This window comes from Planomicrobium stackebrandtii (genome assembly GCF_030814955.1).
Taxonomy (GTDB): Bacteria; Bacillota; Bacilli; order Bacillales_A; family Planococcaceae; genus Planococcus; species Planococcus stackebrandtii.
This window is the reverse complement of sequence record NZ_JAUSWB010000004.1, coordinates 364,331-381,166: the sequence shown is the minus strand read 5'-3', so window position 1 is coordinate 381,166 and position 16,836 is coordinate 364,331. Positions and strand designations below refer to the sequence as shown.

Below are 16,836 nucleotides of genomic sequence, written 5' to 3'. Positions count from 1 at the left end.
TATGACTGAAACACCCATCATCCGCTTTGAAAATGTCACTCAGACATACGAAGGTGTCGGCAATGTTTTGGACAATGTCAGCTTTGAACTTGAAAAAGGAAAATTTTATACATTGCTTGGTCCATCGGGCTGTGGAAAAACCACAATCCTGCGTTTGATTGCCGGATTTGCAACACCTACCAGCGGCGATATTTATATAGAAGATAAAAAGATGAACACCGTTCCTGCCAACCAGCGCCAGGTCAATACGGTGTTCCAGGATTACGCGCTATTTCCACATTTAAATGTCTTTGAAAACATTGCTTTCGGACTGCGCATCAAAAAAGTCAAAGGCCCGGAAGTCGAACGACGCGTGCGGGAAGCATTGGCATTCGTCAATCTGCAAGGCTATGAACAACGCGAAATTGCGGAAATGTCAGGCGGACAGCGCCAGCGTGTCGCCATAGCCCGCGCCATTGTCAACGACCCGGAAGTTATTTTGCTCGATGAGCCGCTTTCTGCATTGGATTTGAAATTGCGGACAGAAATGCAATACGAATTGCGTGAACTGCAGCAGCGTTTAGGCAAAACTTTTGTTTTTGTTACGCATGACCAGGAAGAAGCACTCGCAATGTCCGATGAAATTTTTGTCATGAATGCCGGTCAAATTCAGCAAAGCGGCACCCCTATGGATATTTACGACGAGCCCATAAACCGTTTTGTTGCTGATTTTATTGGAGAATCGAATATTGTCAGCGGCGAAATGGTTGCGGATTACCAAGTGCGCTTTGCCAATAAAAATTTTGAATGTGTGGATGCCGGATTAAATTCCAATGAGCAGGTGGAAATCGTCATTCGCCCGGAAGATCTGGAAATCACGTCAAACGGTTCCGGCAAAATGGCTGTTACGGTTGATACTCAATTGTTCCGCGGCGTCCATTTTGAAATTTCCACAATCGATGAAGTGGGAAATGAATGGCTGGTCCACTCCACGAAAAAAGTGGAAGTCGGCTCTCAGATCGGCTTGGATTTTTTGCCGGAAGCGATTCATGTCATGCGCTTGAACGAATCGGAAGAAGCGTTTGATGCCAGACTGGAGTCCTACGGAGCAGCAGCCAATGAAAGATAACCCGTCGCGTCCGCTATACCTTGTTCCTTATTATTTATGGATTGCCTTGTTTGTCATCGCACCGATTGCGCTAATCTTCTATTTTTCGTTTTTGGATCTAGCCGGGGCATTTACGCTGGAAAACTACCAAAACTTTTTTTCTTCTGTCTATTTGCGAATGACCTTGAGTTCTTTCTGGTACGCTTTCCTGATTACGTTGATCACCATCCTAATTGCTTATCCGACTGCTTATTGGCTGACCAAAACTAAGCATAAGCAGCTTTGGCTGTTGCTGATCATCATTCCTTCGTGGATCAACCTGCTGCTGAAGGCTTATGCCTTTATCGGGATTTTCGGCTTATACGGGCCTGCCAACAAATTGCTTCAAACCTTTGGTGCAGGACCTTGGCAAATTTTGTTTACCGATTTCAGTTTTATCTTTGTTTCCGTTTATATTTTCATACCGTTTATGGTGCTGCCAATTTTCAATTCATTGGACAAAATCAATCCCGCGTTGATCGATGCGTCACGCGACTTGGGAGCTTCGTCTTTCACCACTTTCAGACGGGTCATTTTCCCATTGGCGATTAATGGCGTCAAGTCTGGTGTGCAGGCAGTATTCATCCCTGCCCTGTCGCTCTTTGTCATTACCCGCTTGATTGCCGGCAACAAAGTCATTACACTTGGTACGGCAATTGAGCAGCAATTCCTGGTCACTCAAAACTGGGGCATGGGGTCAACTATTGCTGTGTTTTTGATCCTGTTTATGATCATCATCATGATGCTGACAGGCCAAAAAGAAAAAGGAGGTGCATACAATGGCAAAACTAAGTAAGCCGGCAAAAATCTATTTGGCACTCGTCTTTGCCATTCTCTATGCACCCATTTTCTATTTGATCTTTTATTCCTTCAACAGCGGCGGTACCATGTCGAGTTTTGAAGGATTTACACTGGAACATTACGGTGCGGTCTTTAACGATACCCGCCTCTTGATCATTTTGATGAACACCGTGATAGTGGCTTTACTGTCTTCTCTCATTTCGACAGCTATCGGGGTTTTGGGTGCTATCGGCATCGTATTTTTGCGGAACCGTAAAACACGCAATGCTGTATTGTCCTTGAACACCATCCTGATTGTCAGCCCGGACGTTATTATCGGAGCATCGTTCCTCATTCTATTCACCATGATCGGCGTCCAGCTCGGCTTTGCTTCAGTGCTGATTTCCCACATCGCTTTCAGCATCCCGATCGTTGTGATTATGGTCCTGCCAAAACTGCAGGAAATGAGCAGTTCGCTGATCGATGCGGCAACCGACCTTGGGGCATCCAAACGTGATATATTGACGCGCGTCATCATCCCTTATATCAAACCGGGTATTTTTGCTGGATTTTTCCTTGCTTTAACTTATTCACTGGATGACTTTGCTGTCACTTTTTTCGTTACAGGGAACGGGTTCTCGACCCTGTCAATCGAAATCTATTCCATGGCACGAGCTGGAATCACGTTGACCATCAATGCACTTTCCGCATTAATCTTCGTTGTAACGCTTGGATTGGTCCTTGGCTATTATTTCTTTACTCAACGGGCTGGACAATCCCCTGGAACAGGAGGCGCTAAAGTATGAAGGACATCACTAGAGCGGCCATCGCCATTCTTGTCGTATCAGCTGTTCTCCTCTATACCGTCAATGTCTTGGAAAAGAGTTCAGCTACAGCAGATGGCGGCACCATCTCAGTCTATAACTGGGGCGAGTACATCGACCCCGAACTGATCGACCAATTCGAAGAAGAAACCAATATTTCTGTAGTGTATGAAACCTTTGATTCCAATGAGTCGATGATGACCAAAATCGAGCAGGGCGGAACAACTTATGATGTAGCCATGCCTTCCGAGTATGCCATCGAAAAAATGAAAGATAATGATCTGCTGCAACCGATCGACCATGAGCTGATTCCAAATCTGCAAAATATCGATCCATATTTTCTTGATCTCCCTTTTGATCCGGGCAATGAATACTCAGTTCCTTATTTCTGGGGAACTGTCGGCATTGCATTCAACCCGACTTTGCTGGAAGGCCAAACCTTTGAAAGCTGGGATGATCTGTGGGATCCAACACTTGAACAGGAAGTTATCCTTGTCGACAGTGCCCGTGAAGTGATTGGAATGGGATTGAATAGCCTGGGCTACTCTTTGAACTCGACCAATTTGGACGAGTTGCGCGAAGCCACCGACAAATTAAAGACCATGGGCCCGAATGTTAAAGCCATCATTGGGGATGAAATTGTCGAAATGATGCGCCGCGAAGAAGCGGCTGTTGCGGTTACCTGGTCTGGGCAAGCTGCAGACATGATGTGGATCAACGAAAACATCGACTATTCGGTTCCAGAGGAAGGATCGAATTTATGGTTCGATAACATGATCATTCCTTCAACAGCTGACAATGTAGAAGGAGCACATGCTTTTATCAACTTCATGCTGGACCCTGAAGTGGCTGCTCAAAACGCGGACTATGTCGGATATTCTACGCCAAACGAGCAGGCTATAGCCTTGATGGATCCCGAAGTTACAGGAGACGAGCGATTTTATCCACCGGAAGAATTGCGGGAACGCCTGGAAGTCTATGAAAATTTGGGACTAGAAATGCTCGGTACCTACAATGAATTATTCTTGGAATTTAAAATGGATATGGAAAATTGACAGGCAAAACTTTTGCCTGTTTTTTTTGTGGATTTTGAGGTATAGTATGTAGATTCTAAAGTCTAAAATTTAGTGAGTCGAAATAACAATGAAAGAAGGTCTCTTTATGGCCGTTAGATCAAATAAGTTTGCACTTTATGTGCTGATGTTCAACATGTTTATTGCCATGAGCGGAATTGGTTTGATTATTCCGATTATGCCTGCCTACTTGGATACATTCGGTGTGGCAGGCCAGGCTCTCGGCACCCTGATTGCCACTTTCGCCTTGGCCCAATTCTTATTTTCTCCTTTGTCCGGCCAGCTTTCCGATAAATATGGAAGAAAAAACCTGATCATCTTCGGTTTGATCGTCTTCGGTTTGTCCCAGCTGGCATTCGGATTGGCTTCTCATTTATGGATCCTCTACCTTGCCCGCTTTTTCAGCGGCTTGGGCGCAGCTTTCCTCATCCCTCCGATGATGGCATTTGTTGCGGATATTACGACATTCGAAGAACGAGGAAGAGGCATGGGGCTGCTCGGCGCCTCGATGTCTCTAGGCTTTATGATTGGGCCCGGAATCGGTGGGTTTTTAGCTGAAGTCAGCATAGAATTCCCGTTTTACATTGCTACGGCTGTAGCACTGATTGCAGCCTTTATTTCTTTTGCGGTGCTGCCGAATGTTGTCCCAACCATCAAGGCTGCCGGTACGAAATCTGAAAACCTGCTCCAGCAGATGAAACGGTCCACTTATACACCCTATTTTGTCATGCTGCTGGTGATGTTTATTTTCGCTTTCGGTTTAGCCAACTTCCAGTCGACCATTGCCTTATATGCAGATAAGAAATTTGGGTTCACACCAAAAGAAATTGCCATTCTGATCACTGTCGGCGGATTTGTTGGTGTGGTTGTCCAAACATTTGTCATTGATAAGCTCTTTAAACGGTTTGGCGAGATGAAAGTCATCCTGGTCAACCTGCTGGTATCAGCAGCTGCGATGATCGGCATCTTGTTTGTCAGCTCGTTTTGGGCAATTTTACTGGTGGCAGCTGTATTTTTCACGGCCGCTTCCCTTTTGCGCCCAGCCATCAATACCTTGATTTCCAAATTAGCGGGTGATGAACAAGGCTTTGCAGCAGGCATGAACAATGCCTATATGAGTCTAGGCAATATGATCGGACCTGCACTCGCCGGCATCCTATTCGATATCAATATGAGCTATCCTTATATTCTCGGTACTGCCATCTTAATCACTTGTTTCTTCATCGCCAATACATGGTCGATGCGAAAACAGCAGCTTTTGGCCACAAGCCGGAGCTAAAAATAAAAAGCGAAAAAGAGTCAGCCTCTCTTTTTCGCTTTTATTAATTGATCGATAGCCGCAGGAGAAGAAGTCTCTTCTTTTGCAGATTTTCTTTTTAATGCGGGCCTTGGAATCCCAAAGCGCCTAAGTGTGATATCCGTGAAAAACAAGATCATCGCTGCCAGCAGCACGAACAGCTGAATTGGACGAATCATACCGCTGGTATAAGGCATATCGCGGAATGCATCTTCCATATCGGTCAAGACCTGCCCACCTGTCCGTTCAGCGAGTGTTGTCAATAAAGGCATGTTCATCTCTATGGTTCGGTATTCATCGCCATAAGGGATTGTCAGGCCGGTTTTATAGGCGGCTCCATTTTCATTTGTGACGCTGAAAAACACCAATCCCGGCTTAGTATCCAATTTGACGTCTACTTTTCCGGGCGCCACCGGTTCTGTCTCCAGCGTAAGCTCATTGCCTTGTTCATCAACCGCCGTAACCGTCAAGATCGCTGAACTTTGTGCAGGATCCTCAACTGTGTAAACCCCCTGTTCTTTTCGGGTCACTGAGTAGGGAATTTCTTCAAACGCCGGCAACAACTCGGAAACGCTGCGATTCCAGAAATCCGGCCACCTGTTCCAGCTCTGAAAATCTCCGCTCCATGCCCCGCTTCCGGATGTGTAAGCAATTGTTTTGCCGAGGCCGTAATTCCAGCTGGCGAGCACTGGGTCGCCTTCCTCGCTTTCCAACGCAACTGATGCTGTGCTCTTTGCTGTTGTGGCAATATAGGCGTTTAGCTGAGGGACACCATCCCCAAATAATTCATTCCACTGGCTGTCATAAACAATAGGATAAAAAGGTTCATCCACAATAAAAGTTCGGGACATCATGATGGTTTCACGCGACAAAATGGCTGGGATTGTCGTAGCATCGGTTACATCGTAAAAACGGCCGCTTCCGGTCGTTGCCAATTGCTCCAGCAGATTCCGGTCCGCGTCCTGTCCAATTGAGACCGTGGATAACGTGATGTTATTGCCTTTGCCGCCTTCAATCAACGCATCATAATCATTCGAAGTTGCCGATTGGCCATCCGTCAGCAGGATAATGTGCTTTCGCTGCAACTCCAAATTTTCCAGTTCCATATAAGCTTGCTGCAACGAACCATAAATTTCGGTCCCGCCTCCGGGTGTGATGCCCAAAATTTTATCCACTGCTTCCTGCGGATCGGTCACTTTGGCTGTCGGCAAAATTTCCCAAGGATGATCGTCAAAGGCAATGACGCCTAATGTATCATCTGGCCGAAGCAGTTCAACCGACCGGGCTGCCGCTTCTTTCGCCAACTCCATTTTCATGCCCATCATGCTTCCTGAACGGTCCATGACGATCATCAAACCAAGGGAAGGCAGTTCGTGCTTGCCTTTGACTTCCATTTCAACCGGAAGCAGGCGCTCAATCGGCGTTTTGAAATAGCCGCCAAGGCCAAAGCTTTGTTCACCGCCGACCATCATAAACCCAACCCCAAATTGCTGAACGGCCTGTTCGATGATATTCATCTGCTGCTCCCCAACCGACGTACCCGAAACGTTATCAAAAATAATGGAATCATAGCGAAGGATGGCAGACAAGCTGGTCGGCAATTGATCCGAAGACATCTGGGTCACACGCAAATTGTTTGTATCCAGTAGATCGGGGATTGGACTTGGCTCTCCCCCGTTGACCACCAGCACTTCCGGATTTCCAGATACTTCGGTGATGCTGGCCAGTGAATTATTTTCCAGAAAAGCATCTTGCGCTGTTTCCAGACGTACTTCATACTTTAAAAGGCCTTCTGAATTGGCCGGGTATGAATAATTAAAGACATTCTGTCCTTCCGCCAATTCGATTTCTTTTATATCCAAGCCACGGTCATTTACAGAAAAAACTAACCTTGCCTGAGCTGCTGCATCTGCATCAACGGTGACACTAAAGGATTGGGCTTCTCCTAAAAAAGCACGAGAAGGCGTTTCAAAGCTGCTGATGGCCATGTCGTTTTGCACGGCTTGCTCGACTGGCCAGATGTCCACCTGCAACCGGTCAGATTCCAAGCGGTTCAAGCTTTCCAGAGCGGAAGACTGCGTTTCATTGCCATCAGTCAGAACAACCAACCGCGTCGCCAGGTTAGGGTCCCCGCTGTTTGAAGCAAGTTCCAGCGCACGGGCGATATTAGTGTGCCCCTCTTCTCCGGCTGCAAGTTCAGCGGGCAAAACCTCAGGCTCTGCAGTCATTGGTATGAGACTCAAAAAATCTTCGGCAAAAGTATACACGCCAACCGATTGATGATCTTTTTTCGCTGGCAATGCCGTTTCTATAGCAGTTGCCATCTCCTTCTCCATTCCTTCAAGAGAAGCCGACCGGTCGAGCAGGAAAATGACTTGCTCTTCTTTCACAGGACGCAACAGAGAAGGTGCTGCTAACGCGAAAATCAGCAAAGCGACAGTCGCTATGCGCAGGATATAAACTACTTTCGCCAGTTTAGAACTGGTTGTGAAATTCTTTATGCCAAACCAGCCAAAATAAGCGATTGCGGGGACTAACAGGAAAAGCCAGAGCGGTTCATCGAGTCTCAATTCCACGGCGGTACACCTCCCATTCCACAGCAACCAGCAGCAGGATCAACAGGATAATAAACGGCACAAATGAAAAACGGACCGTATCTTGAGCAGTTTCTGCAACTCCCATCGTGTATGATGAGCCGGCAGTCAACGTTTTTTCTTCGCTGGCCAGCTGGACGATCAAGGTCTTAGTCTCTGCATCTCCAATTACCTCATAAACTCCAGGTTCGGAAGGCGCAATAAATGGGCCTTCTCCCTCGATATATGAATGGCTATAGTCGCCATCTTTAAAAATTTCCCATTCCCCCGTATCCGAAGCCAAGGATACGGAACGGTGTTCGTTAGGCTGGAAAAACCCAAGAAATTCCTCATCTCCGGATAAACTGTTCATGGCGCTCCATAGAAACAATGGGAATGAAGGGAAAAGAGGCCAGTCAGTAGACTCGACATCTGACAGCACCACAATGTCGCCTACTGGAGACACTTGGATAAAAGGCTGTCCGGAAATTAGAGCGATGGTTTCATAGCCGTCAAAAGGCGGATACAGTTCGGAAACGTATACTTCTTCCAGTTCGGCATACGCAAATAACGGGTGTTCCTGCGTTTCGATTTGCCCCGAAACTTCAAATGCAGTTTCGTCATTGCGGCCGATTAACAGGATTGGAACCGCTCCTTCCAATAGCTCGCTTTGATTGGTCACAACCGGCAATCCGGAGTCCGGCTGCAATTGGGCTGTATCTGCCAGACGAACATCCAAATCGAGCGAACGAAAGCCGCTGGCAATCAACTCATGCAGCGCCGAATCAATAACGACCGCATTTCCTGGAGGCGCTAAGTAGGTAGCCATGGTGTTATCGGCTGCATAATCGTCCCGCACGTCTACAGTCGCCTGCCAGTTTTTATCAGCCGGCAGTTCTTCAAAAGGAACCAGCAGTTCTTCAGCAGCTGCCAATTCTACCTCCACCGTTTTTTCCGTTGCACCAGCGGATAGCCGGACTAGAGCTGACAAAGTCTCATCGCTGTCATTCACCAGCTGGACAATGCCACGGACACCATCTTCAGTTTCGGATAGGCCGAACTGTTGGATGGCTAAATTGCGGAGCGTTTCCGAGACGCCATGAACCTTGTAGCTTTGGTCTGTTTTATTGGCTAGCAAGTCGCGGTCTAATGTATCTGTAAAGATGTGGATGACTGTCGAATCGTTGGCCGCCAATGTATCCGCAAATAAAATCGTCTGTTCCATTTCAGCCTTTTCGTAGCTTACCGCCAGTTGATCGACTGCTTGTTCAATCGCATCAAGATTCTGCTCATTGCGGACGACCACTTCCGGACTGGCACCTGTTGTTACAATCGATACCGGTTTGCCGCCAGCTTGTGCCGCTAAACTTTTCATTTCCTGCTGGTGCTTTTCAAAGTGAGACGGTGAACCCGCCAGCATCGTCGCTGAAGTATCCACTACAAAAATAAAATCATTGCCTGCCAGCGTTTCCGATTCGCTGAACGGCCCAAGCAATGCCAGTACGCAAAGCAGAAGCGCTGCCAGTTGCAAGTAAAACAATAAATGATGCTGCAATTTTTTTAAATATGGAGAAGCCTGCAGCTCTTTCATCTGTTCTTGCCAAAATAGCGTTGATGACACGCGCTGGTCCTTATACTTTTTTCTAAAGAAATAATAGAGGATCACGGCCAGCGGCATAATTGCTGTCCAGACCATTCCCCAATTCGATGCTCCCATGCCGCTTCACCTCATTTGATCCAATTTTTTCGTACCATCTGATGAAATAGCACCTGCTCGATTCCATCTTCTGCATGCACCGGCAAATAAGCAATGCCATAGGTCCGGCATAGCGACTCCAGCCCTTTGGCATGCAGTTCGCTTTGTTTTTGATACGAGCGCAGTGCCTGTTCTGTAACCGTGACATTCAATACTTGCTGTGTTTCTTCATCTATAAAACGAAGGTCGCCTTTGTACGACGGAGAACGTTCTTCTTCAGTACTGATGTGGATAAACCGGATATCATGCGCATAGGCCGGTGCCTGCTTGAAGAAAAGTTGCCAGTCTTCCAGCGGTTCCAACCCGTCCGATACGATAAACAGAACTGTAGAATCTTTCGCTGCATGGAAGCTTGCCTGCTTTACAAACGAAAGGGTTTGCGGATCTGGCATCGAAGCTATAAAATGTTCTAATAGTTTTTTCGCAGACTTCCCTTTTTTGCGAAAAGGCACAACTTCTTTTTGTCCAGCTGAAACCGTCAGGCGGTCGTCACTTCCCAACACTAAGAGTCCCAAGGAAAAGGCCAGCTGTTTGGCAAAAAGCCACTTGCTGTCCATCGATTTTGAACTGTCGATCAGGAGGTGGATGCGCATCTCCTGTTCATCCAGAAAGCGCTTGATATAGACGCGTTCGGTTCGGGCGTAGACGTTCCAGTCAATGTGTCGAACGTCATCTCCCGGGTGGTATTCACGAAAATCGGAAAAATCCAGTGAGCTGCCAAAACGCATCGACCGATGAGAGCCTTTGTGATGGCCCCTGATTTTCGTTTTAGTTCCAATGGCGTAGCGGCTGAGACGAGAGCCCCAATCAGCTGGCAAGTTTAACAAAGTCATTTTAAAACGCCTTTTCCAGCTGTGCTGAGCACCAGGTCTATCAACTCATCCGCTTCTTTCCCTATCGCTTCAGCTTCGTAATTCAATAGGAGGCGATGCCGCAATACAGGCTTGGCTACATATTTCAAATCACCGATGGAAACATGATAGCGTCCTTCCATCAACGCTCGCGCTTTAGCGAGGCGAATCAAGCTTTGCAAGCCACGTGGTCCACTGCCATATTGCACATACTGCCGAATAGAATCGTGCTCAGAATTTTCAGGATGAGTATTTTGAATAATATCGACAGCTACCATCAATATGTCATCTGCCAGCAAAACTTCTTTTACCATCTGCTGTGCTTCGATCAGACTGGCGGTATTCATCTTTTTGCTAAGGAGGACCGTATCAGCACCTGTTGTTCTTCGGCTGATTTCGGCAAGGTCATTGCGGCTTGGATAGGACACCAGGATTTTGCATAAAAAACGGTCCATCTGCGCTTCCGGAAGCGGATAGGTCCCTTCCATTTCAATGGGATTTTGTGTAGCCAGTACGAAAAATGGCCGCGCCATGTCTTTTGTATCCCCTAGGATGGTCACCGTTTTTTCTCCCATTGCCTCAAGCAATGCACTTTGGGTTTTAGGAGTCGCCCGGTTGATTTCATCAGCCAGCACCATTTGGTGGAAGATTGGTCCTTCCCGGAATGTAAACTGCTGGCGCCCTTCTGCATCCCGTTCAATCAGACTTGTGCCGGTAATATCCGACGGCATCAAATCAGGCGTAAACTGGATTCTTGAAAACGACAAATCAAGCACATCTGAAATGGTTCGGATCAACATGGTTTTTCCTAGCCCTGGAAGCCCTTCAAGCAGTGCATGACCATCCGCTAAAATAGCGTATAGCGAAAACTCAACTGCGCTTTCTTGCCCTACGATAAATCGGCCGATTTCTGATTTGACTCCTCCAAGCAATTGGCTCATTTCTGTAAATTGGTCAGTCGTATATGTCATAAAACCCCTCTTTTCTATTCGTCGGTTTCAATATCCGTAAAGTATTGTTCCACAATGGTTTGCAGATCAGGCGGCAATTGCAGGCGATCCGCGCTTGAGAAATAAGAAGCTGAATACTCACCCACTACGTCGGCAAAAGGCTGAACGCTTCCTGTGGTTGCAGGAACAGGCCCCTCTTGCTCTCCTGCCGCCTTCCCTTCATCTATTTCACCGCTGTCAACCGCGGTTTTGCCTTCTCCACCGATGCGGGAGGGCACAGTCAACAAGCTGCGGCTGCCTTGCCCTTTGCCAGCACCTTGACCCTGGCCTTGACCTTGACTCTGTCCTTGACCTTGACTCTGTCCTTGGCCTTGCCCTTGACCCTGTCCTTGTCCCTGACCTTGTCCTTGTCCCTGACCTTGTCCTTGTCCCTGACCTTGTCCTTGTCCTTGTCCTTGGCCTTGTGCCTCGCCTTGGTTGCCTTCTAATTCTTCAGCTTCCCCTGTATCTTTTCCACTGTTTGATGCCTGACCACTGGTATTGGATCCACTGCTTTCATCTGAAGATTCACCATCAGCAGACCCGCTTGGATTTTCTTGGCTGGATTGTGCACGATTGGCAATGGTCTGCTGCAATGGAAATGCTACCGGTTTGCCCATATCGCTTAGAGCTGTTTGGGTTTTCCCAGCTTGATCGGCTAATTGATCAGAAGCTTTTTGTAAATCCTCAGAGGTGGCTTCAGCATCAGCTTTCTGCTCTTCTGCAAGCTGCAGGTTTTTAAAATCCAGTTCTTTTTGTTTTTTGACGAGTTCTTTCAACACGGCTTCAGGATCTTCAGTTTTTTCTATTGCTGACTTTAATGCATCCAACTCTTTTTGAACTATTTCTGTTTGTGCCTGTTTTTCTATTTCATCAACTTCTTCTTTGATGTCTTCCACTAGTTCCAGTTCTTCTTCTACATCATTTGCCTGATTTTGCAGATTGCTCGGAAAAACCAACAACAGCAGCATCAAGGCACTGCTCGCTAGTGCCCCAATCAGCCACTTTGGCCGCAGCCAGGCTTTTCGTTCTTTACGGAACAGCTGATAGCTGTAAGGAAGGGTTTCTGCTGTTTTATTCGTCAGCTCTTCTGCGAGTGTATTTTTCCCATTCAGCTTCCATACAGTCAGCAATTGGTTATGCGGCGTGAAACGGTCCAGCTCTTGTACCGCCTGCTGAATGTTCGGCAAATCTTTAATCGTCAATAAGATCCAACTTGCGATAGCGGCAACTCCCGCTGCATATGCATAAAATTCATAATAAGGAAGCACAAACAACCGCGACACCAGCAGCAAAGCCGCCGCTGAAACAAATCCTGCAAACAAAGCGAACTGAAAGCTGCGGCTGAAATGAAGCAGTCTCAACTGCCTGGCTGTCTTTTTGACATACCTTTGAATATCGCGATTGTTCATGAGATCCCCTCTCCTTATTTGTATTTATTCATATTGACTCGAAGCTTTTTGACAGCCAGTAAAATACAGGCAATGGTCAGCAGGCTGTAGAAAATCACGTACCCGATCCACAACGGAACCGGTATCATTGTCACGGTCTGCAACTGATCTTCCATTGGCGGTTGAAGCAAGGTCAGCATGACTGCAGCCGGGTTAATGGATGCCCAAAAATGAGCCATTGGTGACATGGATGGCGTGCCTGAACCCATCTGCGAAACCTGTACCGAGATCAACAGGAAAAATGCTGTGACGCCTGCGATGAAAATCATTGCGCCATATGTGGCAATGATGGCGACAATGGTTTTCCGAATTAAAGTCGAAAACATCACGCCGATGCTGGCGATTGCCAACAAAGTCAGCAAATAAAACAGGAAGATGTAAAACAATTGGCTGGGTGAAACCCCTCCATACAAGAATACCAGACTGTAAATTGGCAATCCGGAAACAATCATCAGCAATAAAAAAGCAATGGATGATGTCATTTTCCCAAAAATGATTTGAAAAGAAGTCTGGGAGGTGGTCAGCAAAATATTCAAGGTTTGTTTTTCCCGCTCAGAACTGATGGTTCCTGCCGTTAATGCGGGTGTAATAAATAAAATCAAGCCCAATTGAATATAAGTCATGATGCTAAACAGCATAAAACTCTCATCTGGCCGGAAAAATCCATTCACTGTTAAAGAGGTAGCCAAAAAGATAAAACCAAAAACGAAAATGCTCATGGCGATCAAGTAAAACAGGATACCGGTAAAGCTTTTTAGGTTGCGGAAACGCAACTTAAGTTCTTTGATCAGCACCGGATTGGTAAGGAGCGTTTTCATCCAGTTTCCACTCCTTTTGTGATCGACATAAAGACATCTTCCAAATCTGTTTCTTCTTCTGAAAAAGACAGGATCGGCAAGTTCTGTGCTATTGCCTGCTGCAGCAAACGCAATTGATCTTCTTCTGTTCCGCGATAGAAAAACTGAATAATATTTTTATCATGCTGTTCTTCTATTTGAGAAACAAATGGATCCATTTCGAAAAACGGAACAACAGAATGAGTGTCTCCCTTAACTTTAACCCGGAGCACTTTTTCGCTTTGCAACTGAGCTTGAATTGCGTGGACAGAGCCCTGGGCAATCAACTTGCCATTATCGATAACTCCGATGCTGTCGCACATTTCAGCAAGCTCCGGCAAAATATGGGATGAAATCAAAATGGTTTTGCCCATCGCTTTCAACTCTCTCAAGATATCCCGCATTTCCACTCGCGCACGAGGATCCAGTCCAGAAGCCGGTTCATCCAAAATCAGGATTTTTGGGTCATGGATCAAAGCTCGCGCTAAACATAGCCGCTGTTTCATCCCACGGGACAGCAAGTCGACATAGTCATAGCGTTTGTTCTCCAGATTGACCAATTCCAACAGTTTTGGAATCAGCACCGCACGCTCTTTCGGCTTGATGCCGTAGCTTGCCCCGTAAAAATCCAAGTACTCATCTGTTTTCAGCTGATCGTAAACACCAAAGAAATCCGGTACATAGCCAATTTGCCTGCGCACTTCCTGTGGATTTTTGGTGACACTTATGCCATTGATAAATGCATCGCCGGCAGTCGGCTGAAGAAGGGTTGCCAGTATCGAAAAGGTCGTTGATTTTCCCGCGCCGTTTGCACCGACAAAACCAAAGACGGTGCTGTCTTCCACAACCAGATTCAAATCTTGAAGCGCATAAAACGAACCGTATTTTTTAGTCAACCCAATTGTTTCAATCACGGGGCAATCACTCCTTTCAATTTAACTTTTGGCACGACCACTTCAGCAGTTGTTGAACCGTCAGCCATTTTCAATTTTAGCTGGATGTCTCCATCCTCTCCTATATAGTTTGTTGCATTGTCGGTGAACTTTTGATTGGATTGGGTGATTTCTTCGTAGTCTTCGCTATCATGATTTAATAAGCTGACAGTCAGTCCCTGGCCTGAAGCAGCTATCGATAGTTCATTCCATTCTGCCTTTTCCAATTCAATGTCTTCCGGCAGTGTATACGTCAGGTCATAATCTCCAGGTTCCAGATAAAACAAGTAAGGGTCATTCGGCATATTATCGAAAAAGGCATTCGTGCTGGCGCCAGCCAGTTCCATGCCAAATGCATCCACATTCAAGCTGATTTCCCCACTCAAAGTCAATTCCGGCTTAAAGCTTTGTGCAAGCAAGTGGACAGAGTCTACTGAGGCTCGCTGATTTTCCAGGCTGATCGGCACGATGGCATCCTGCGTATAAGCGATGACATATGGACTTTTCCCATTTTGTGACATTTGGTCAAAAGAGGTGGAAAGCAGCGCTTGGCGCCGTGCTGTTTCCAGCTCTTCCAAATCAGCAATTGGCTGATAACTATAGGATTGCCCGATAGCTGCCGCAGGTGAAAGAATATCCGACTGAATGGTTTCATCAACTGCCAGTTCTTCCCCCGGATTCAAGTCGCCCATATCCAGTAAGCGGGTACCCGTCCAAATTGATACGTTTTCCACTCCAAATGGGAAATTATTGAGAATTGTGCCGATCACTTTATTATCCGCTACTTCCAACTCAATACCGAAGTTTCCACTGTTTTCGATATATGACTGTCCCATGATCGATTCGACAGACCAATACCGCATATCCCGAACTGTCATTTGGTTGTTTGTTGCTCCTTTTTCCATCATTGCCGAAAGATAAGGCTGTGTCTCGGAAAATTCACTGGCCAACCGGTATGTCATGGTGGTGGTGGCCGGAGCTGTAAACTGATAATTTCCCCCGCGGTTTGACAACAGTGAATTTACATAGTATCCATTTAGTCCATTATCCGCATCCACTTCAAAAAAACCAGTCTGCTGGATTTGCGGATTGCCGATCCGGTCTTTGGCTCCATAAGCGAAAAGTCCCAGCGAAGTCAGCAAAGCGACTGCCGGAATGATGAACCAGGCAAATTCCCGCTTGTCCTTTTTCTTTAGCACAATATAAAGAACCGGGACAATCAACAGAATATACAGGAGAATAATGGCAATGATAAACGGTTTTGAAACAGCAAAACTGTCAAACAGCTCGTTGACATCCCCAACTTCGTATGTCATATAATCAAGAATCGACTGGCCACCCATAGCGTTGTAGTTCACCATTGGTGCTGGAAAAAAGTTTGACAGCATCTGGCTATAACCTTCTTGCGCAGAGACGGTTTCATCTCCAAGAGAAAAACCCATCTGTGTCAAGCTGCCAGAGCCAACCGCCTGCGTTGCAGCCAGTACTTGGCCATCATTTTGCAGCTTAACTGCTGCTCCTTCTTTGGCTGTTGCCTGGAAAGCCGGCAGTGGACTTTCAAGACCTGGAACCGATACTTCGGCTTCATCAGCCAACTCCAAAGGCAGGTATTCGCTTAAGTTGCCAAGTTCAGCTTCCACGCTGCTGGACGAACCAGTAATGACACGGCCGCCTTGTTGAACCCATTGCAAAACAGCCTGCTGGGTAGTGTCCGGCAGATCACTGTAAGAAAACTCATCAATGACCAGATAATCGATCATGCTCCAGGCTTGCACATCTGTCGGCAATGTAAAGTTCGTTAATTGATTGAGATGAATCACTTCCACGCCTTCACCTGAGGGGACAGCAAGCTGCTCCAATGGAAGCAGCCGATCCTGATTATCCGTCAAAGTGGCAACAAACATTGTTCCCGGCGAATAATAGGCGGGCTGTATCGTTTTATCCCCTTTAAAAACAATCGATTCCCCTTCTTCCCATCCTCCCTCAAACAGGAAAATGCTTTGGTCGTTGGGTCCTCCCGTATAGTTCGTTTCCGACAATCCGGATGACGCAATATGAAGGGTTTTGCTTTCGCCTTCAGCGAGTTCAAGTGGCATCGCCATTCCAGCTCCCAGATTGTAGGTTTCCGAATAACTGACCACTAAATCTCCCGAGAACGCTGAGCCCTCATTAGTGACTGTAAACTGAAGCGGCAATCCCTTTTCATATTTGACCTTATTTTGAAAACCGGCACTAGAATCTACTGTAATTTCAGGCGCCGCCAACGATACCTGCGGCACGATAAATAAACTAATAAACAATGCAAAAGCAAAAAATGCCAGCAAGCGTTTATGCATGATGATCCCCCT

At 46.6% G+C, this 16,836-nt stretch carries 13 protein-coding genes; 5 read left to right on the top strand and 8 right to left on the bottom strand.

The annotated features are described in order from the left end of the window. Position 1: 1 nt before the first annotated feature. From QOZ98_RS09660 to QOZ98_RS09640, 5 genes are all read left to right on the top strand, one after another. Positions 2-1,108 carry an ABC transporter ATP-binding protein gene (locus tag QOZ98_RS09660; protein ID WP_308787254.1) on the top strand — a complete coding sequence of 369 codons (1,107 nt, stop codon included), beginning with the start codon at positions 2-4 and terminating at the stop codon, positions 1,106-1,108. Beyond that, a complete protein-coding gene (locus QOZ98_RS09655) occupies positions 1,098-1,922 on the top strand; it encodes an ABC transporter permease (RefSeq protein WP_308787253.1) in 825 nt (274 codons plus the stop codon). Before QOZ98_RS09660 ends, QOZ98_RS09655 begins: the two co-directional genes overlap by 11 nt. Next, a complete protein-coding gene (locus QOZ98_RS09650; RefSeq protein ID WP_142826187.1) occupies positions 1,906-2,712 on the top strand; it encodes an ABC transporter permease in 807 nt (268 codons plus the stop codon). The genes QOZ98_RS09655 and QOZ98_RS09650 overlap by 17 nt, the downstream gene beginning before the upstream one ends. Continuing rightward, positions 2,709-3,785 carry an ABC transporter substrate-binding protein gene (locus QOZ98_RS09645; RefSeq protein WP_308787252.1) on the top strand — a complete coding sequence of 359 codons (1,077 nt, stop codon included), beginning with the start codon at positions 2,709-2,711 and terminating at the stop codon, positions 3,783-3,785. The genes QOZ98_RS09650 and QOZ98_RS09645 overlap by 4 nt, the downstream gene beginning before the upstream one ends. 106 nt (positions 3,786-3,891) lie before the next feature. Then, entirely contained in the window at positions 3,892-5,082 is a 1,191-nt protein-coding gene (locus QOZ98_RS09640; protein WP_308787251.1) for an MFS transporter, read from the top strand. A 20-nt stretch (positions 5,083-5,102) separates the two neighbouring features. On the opposite strand, the gene QOZ98_RS09635 is transcribed toward QOZ98_RS09640, so the two are convergent. The 8 genes from QOZ98_RS09635 to QOZ98_RS09600 are packed head-to-tail and all read right to left on the bottom strand — an operon-like array spanning position 5,103 to position 16,824. Further along, a complete protein-coding gene (locus QOZ98_RS09635) occupies positions 5,103-7,676 on the bottom strand; it encodes a VWA domain-containing protein (protein ID WP_308787250.1) in 2,574 nt (857 codons plus the stop codon). Continuing rightward, entirely contained in the window at positions 7,657-9,390 is a 1,734-nt protein-coding gene (locus QOZ98_RS09630) for a vWA domain-containing protein (protein ID WP_308787249.1), read from the bottom strand. The genes QOZ98_RS09635 and QOZ98_RS09630 overlap by 20 nt, the downstream gene beginning before the upstream one ends. A gap of 11 nt (positions 9,391-9,401) precedes the next feature. Further along, a complete protein-coding gene (locus tag QOZ98_RS09625; protein ID WP_308787248.1) occupies positions 9,402-10,262 on the bottom strand; it encodes a DUF58 domain-containing protein in 861 nt (286 codons plus the stop codon). Beyond that, positions 10,259-11,251, bottom strand: a complete 993-nt coding sequence (locus tag QOZ98_RS09620) for an AAA family ATPase (RefSeq protein WP_308787247.1) — start codon at positions 11,249-11,251, stop codon at positions 10,259-10,261. The genes QOZ98_RS09625 and QOZ98_RS09620 overlap by 4 nt, the downstream gene beginning before the upstream one ends. A 14-nt stretch (positions 11,252-11,265) precedes the next feature. After that, positions 11,266-12,681, bottom strand: coding sequence for a hypothetical protein (locus QOZ98_RS09615; RefSeq protein ID WP_308787246.1), 1,416 nt, complete (start codon positions 12,679-12,681; stop codon positions 11,266-11,268). A gap of 14 nt (positions 12,682-12,695) precedes the next feature. Further along, entirely contained in the window at positions 12,696-13,538 is an 843-nt protein-coding gene (locus tag QOZ98_RS09610) for an ABC transporter permease (RefSeq protein WP_308787245.1), read from the bottom strand. Beyond that, on the bottom strand, positions 13,535-14,470 hold the full coding sequence (locus tag QOZ98_RS09605; protein WP_308787244.1) for an ABC transporter ATP-binding protein: 936 nt from the start codon (positions 14,468-14,470) through the stop codon (positions 13,535-13,537). The genes QOZ98_RS09610 and QOZ98_RS09605 overlap by 4 nt, the downstream gene beginning before the upstream one ends. Next, a complete protein-coding gene (locus tag QOZ98_RS09600; protein ID WP_308787243.1) occupies positions 14,467-16,824 on the bottom strand; it encodes a hypothetical protein in 2,358 nt (785 codons plus the stop codon). The genes QOZ98_RS09605 and QOZ98_RS09600 overlap by 4 nt, the downstream gene beginning before the upstream one ends. Positions 16,825-16,836: the final 12 nt, after the last annotated feature.

Coding starts and splice junctions, on each gene's coding strand:
- QOZ98_RS09630 (WP_308787249.1), bottom strand. CDS start 9,390: ATGGGAGCATCGAATTGGGGAATGGTCTGGACAGCAATTATGCCGCTG.
- QOZ98_RS09660 (WP_308787254.1), top strand. CDS start 2: ATGACTGAAACACCCATCATCCGCTTTGAAAATGTCACTCAGACATAC.
- QOZ98_RS09610 (WP_308787245.1), bottom strand. CDS start 13,538: ATGAAAACGCTCCTTACCAATCCGGTGCTGATCAAAGAACTTAAGTTG.
- QOZ98_RS09620 (WP_308787247.1), bottom strand. CDS start 11,251: ATGACATATACGACTGACCAATTTACAGAAATGAGCCAATTGCTTGGA.
- QOZ98_RS09625 (WP_308787248.1), bottom strand. CDS start 10,262: ATGACTTTGTTAAACTTGCCAGCTGATTGGGGCTCTCGTCTCAGCCGC.
- QOZ98_RS09615 (WP_308787246.1), bottom strand. CDS start 12,681: ATGAACAATCGCGATATTCAAAGGTATGTCAAAAAGACAGCCAGGCAG.
- QOZ98_RS09650 (WP_142826187.1), top strand. CDS start 1,906: ATGGCAAAACTAAGTAAGCCGGCAAAAATCTATTTGGCACTCGTCTTT.
- QOZ98_RS09640 (WP_308787251.1), top strand. CDS start 3,892: ATGGCCGTTAGATCAAATAAGTTTGCACTTTATGTGCTGATGTTCAAC.
- QOZ98_RS09600 (WP_308787243.1), bottom strand. CDS start 16,824: ATGCATAAACGCTTGCTGGCATTTTTTGCTTTTGCATTGTTTATTAGT.
- QOZ98_RS09655 (WP_308787253.1), top strand. CDS start 1,098: ATGAAAGATAACCCGTCGCGTCCGCTATACCTTGTTCCTTATTATTTA.
- QOZ98_RS09645 (WP_308787252.1), top strand. CDS start 2,709: ATGAAGGACATCACTAGAGCGGCCATCGCCATTCTTGTCGTATCAGCT.